The organism is Vibrio sp. 10N.247.310.17 (genome assembly GCF_041466605.1).
Taxonomy (GTDB): domain Bacteria; phylum Pseudomonadota; class Gammaproteobacteria; order Enterobacterales; family Vibrionaceae; genus Vibrio; species Vibrio tasmaniensis_A.
This window is the reverse complement of the sequence record NZ_JBFSTC010000184.1, coordinates 1-2,597: the sequence shown is the minus strand read 5'-3', so window position 1 is coordinate 2,597 and position 2,597 is coordinate 1. Positions and strand designations below refer to the sequence as shown.

The window sequence follows — 2,597 nt, the reverse complement described above, 5'->3', positions numbered from 1 at the left end:
TGGACATAAAAAGACCCCCAATAATTGGTGTCCAACTATTGGGGGTCAGTTCACCAGCGGGCTTTGTTATCTTTAACACTTTAATAGAGGTTTACGTAGCCAAGCACATACCTTCCGTATAAAAGCCCATCATCAAACCCCATCTTCCTAACGCTCATTAATGAAACTTTTGTTCGCTTAAAATTCAAACACTGTTTATATTAAACAAGCACTTGTAGAGCGAGTAAGGAATAGAATGAGTATTAATGGAGATAAAACATCGGTTGTTATAGCTGGTGCGACAGGGCTAATTGGTCATCATGTCCTAAGACTGCTCATTAACGAGCCCGCTGTAGAACACATCTATGCTTTGTCACGAAGAGCATTAGGTGAAGAATTTCACTCCAACAAACTCGATACACTCATCCACAACGATCTACAAGTAACGAGTTGGGACGACACCAAAGCGACGCCCAACTTAGGCATTATCTGCTTAGGCACAACCAAGAAAAAAGCAGGTTCAAAAGAAGCGCTGCGAAAGATCGATGTAGAACTGATTAGCCAAGTGGCACAGTCGATGAAATTCCTTGGAGTTCAACGTGTCGCAGTCGTTTCTAGCTATGGCGCTTCGCCAGACTCCTATTCACACTATCTGCGCTGTAAGGGACAAATGGAGCAAAACCTAAAACGTATTGGCTTCAAGCAGCTCTTCATCGCTCGTCCAGGCCCGCTGGTGGGTGAACGTGCCGAACCCAGAACTGATGAAAAGCTCCTACAAAGAGTCTTCCCTTTAATATCTCCGTTAATGTTTGGAAAATTCAAAAACCTACGCCCTATCCAATCGGAAGATGTAGCGAAAGCAATATTATTCCGATTGTTCGAAAATAATTTCCAAAGTATCGAAATCTACACCTCGACTGACATGCTTAATTTATTAGCGAAATATCATTAAAACGTCTATCTATTCACCACAATGTTGAATATCCATCCAACCCATTGGGTGGATATTACTAATCGTTCTAATAAATTACTTTTCCTTATTTTACGTTTTGTTACAGGTCGCTATTTTAGCTAACAGTATTTGCGCCCATATATCTAAGCGCCCTATCGATTCATGGTTATTCATAAGGAAAAACAATGTCATTTTCAGCTATCGCTGCCTTAGCGGTATTCACTGGTATCCTCTTTTTTCTCTACGGACAGCAGAAAAAAGAAAACACACTTTCTCGCCTCGTTTTACTCGGTTTAGTTTTCGGTAGTGCTTTTGGCCTTGGTCTTCAACTGCTATTTGGTGAAGGCAATCCTATTATCAAAGAGACGCTCGACTGGGTAAACATTGTGGGTCGTGGTTACGTTGGCCTACTAAAAATGGTCATCATGCCATTAGTGTTAGTTTCAATGATTGCGGCAGTAGTGAAGCTTGAGAAAGGCGGCTCACTAGGTAAGATTTCCGGCATCACCATTTCTGTGTTGCTAGCAACAACGGCAATTTCTGCGATTGTTGGTATTGTTGTAACACAAGCATTCTGCTTGTCGGCTGAAGGTTTAACTGAAGGCGCTCGTGAAACAGCACGTATCGCAACACTAGAAAGCCGCATCGGCAGCGTTTCAGATCTAACGATTCCACAAATGCTGGTTAGCTTTATTCCGACTAACCCATTTGCAGACCTAACAGGGGCTCGCTCTACTTCTATCATCGCGGTAGTTATCTTTGGCGTGCTAACGGGTATTGCTGCTCGTAAGGTGATGGCAGAGAAAGAAGAATTAGAATCTCCAATCCGTACGTTCGTTGAAGCGGCTCAATCTATCGTTATGCGCTTAGTTAAGATGATCATGGCACTAACGCCATACGGCATCGCAGCATTAATGGCGAAGGTAGTCGCAACGTCAAGTGCTTCTGACATCCTAAGCCTATTGGGCTTCATCGTTGCTTCTTACGTCGCTATTATCCTGATGTTCGTCGTTCACGGTGTGTTGGTTTCTTTTGTTGGTGTCAACCCGAAAGAGTACTTCCAAAAGATCTGGCCAGTACTGACGTTCGCTTTCACGTCTCGTAGCTCTGCAGCAACTATTCCCCTGAACGTTGAAGCTCAAATCACTAAGTTAAACGTGCCACCAGCGATTGCTAACCTGTCTGCGTCTTTCGGTGCAACAATAGGTCAAAATGGTTGTGCGGGTATTTACCCTGCAATGCTTGCAGTTATGGTTGCGCCTACGGTTGGTATCGACCCAATGGACATCAACTTCATTCTGTCTCTCATTGCTATTATTACGGTGAGCTCATTCGGTATCGCGGGTGTGGGTGGCGGTGCAACTTTCGCGGCACTTATCGTACTACCCGCGATGGGTCTACCTGTGACTATCGCAGCACTGCTTATCTCTATCGAACCACTTATCGATATGGCACGTACTGCGCTTAACGTATCTGGTGCAATGACAGCTGGTACAATCACAAGCCGCCTATTGGCTAAAAAGGACAAACAGCAAGATTTGGAACAAGCGAACGCTTAATGGGTTCGATTGATCCAATAACTTGAGTCTCGTTAAACAAAAACCGATGCACATGCGTTAATGCCGATCAGTTAAAGCCAAAGTGATCGGTTGAAGGATCCTTCCGA

The 2,597-nt window shown here is 44.1% G+C and carries 2 protein-coding genes; both read left to right on the top strand.

What is annotated here, in order from left to right:
• Positions 1-235 precede the first annotated feature (235 nt).
• Positions 236-931 (top strand): NAD-dependent epimerase/dehydratase family protein, encoded by a 696-nt coding sequence (locus AB6D80_RS24565; RefSeq protein ID WP_269336341.1) that lies wholly within the window; start codon positions 236-238, stop codon positions 929-931.
• A gap of 185 nt (positions 932-1,116) precedes the next feature.
• Complete coding sequence (locus AB6D80_RS24560; protein ID WP_372189895.1) at positions 1,117-2,490, top strand: L-cystine transporter; 1,374 nt, start codon at positions 1,117-1,119, stop codon at positions 2,488-2,490.
• The last annotated feature ends 107 nt before the right edge of the window (positions 2,491-2,597 follow it).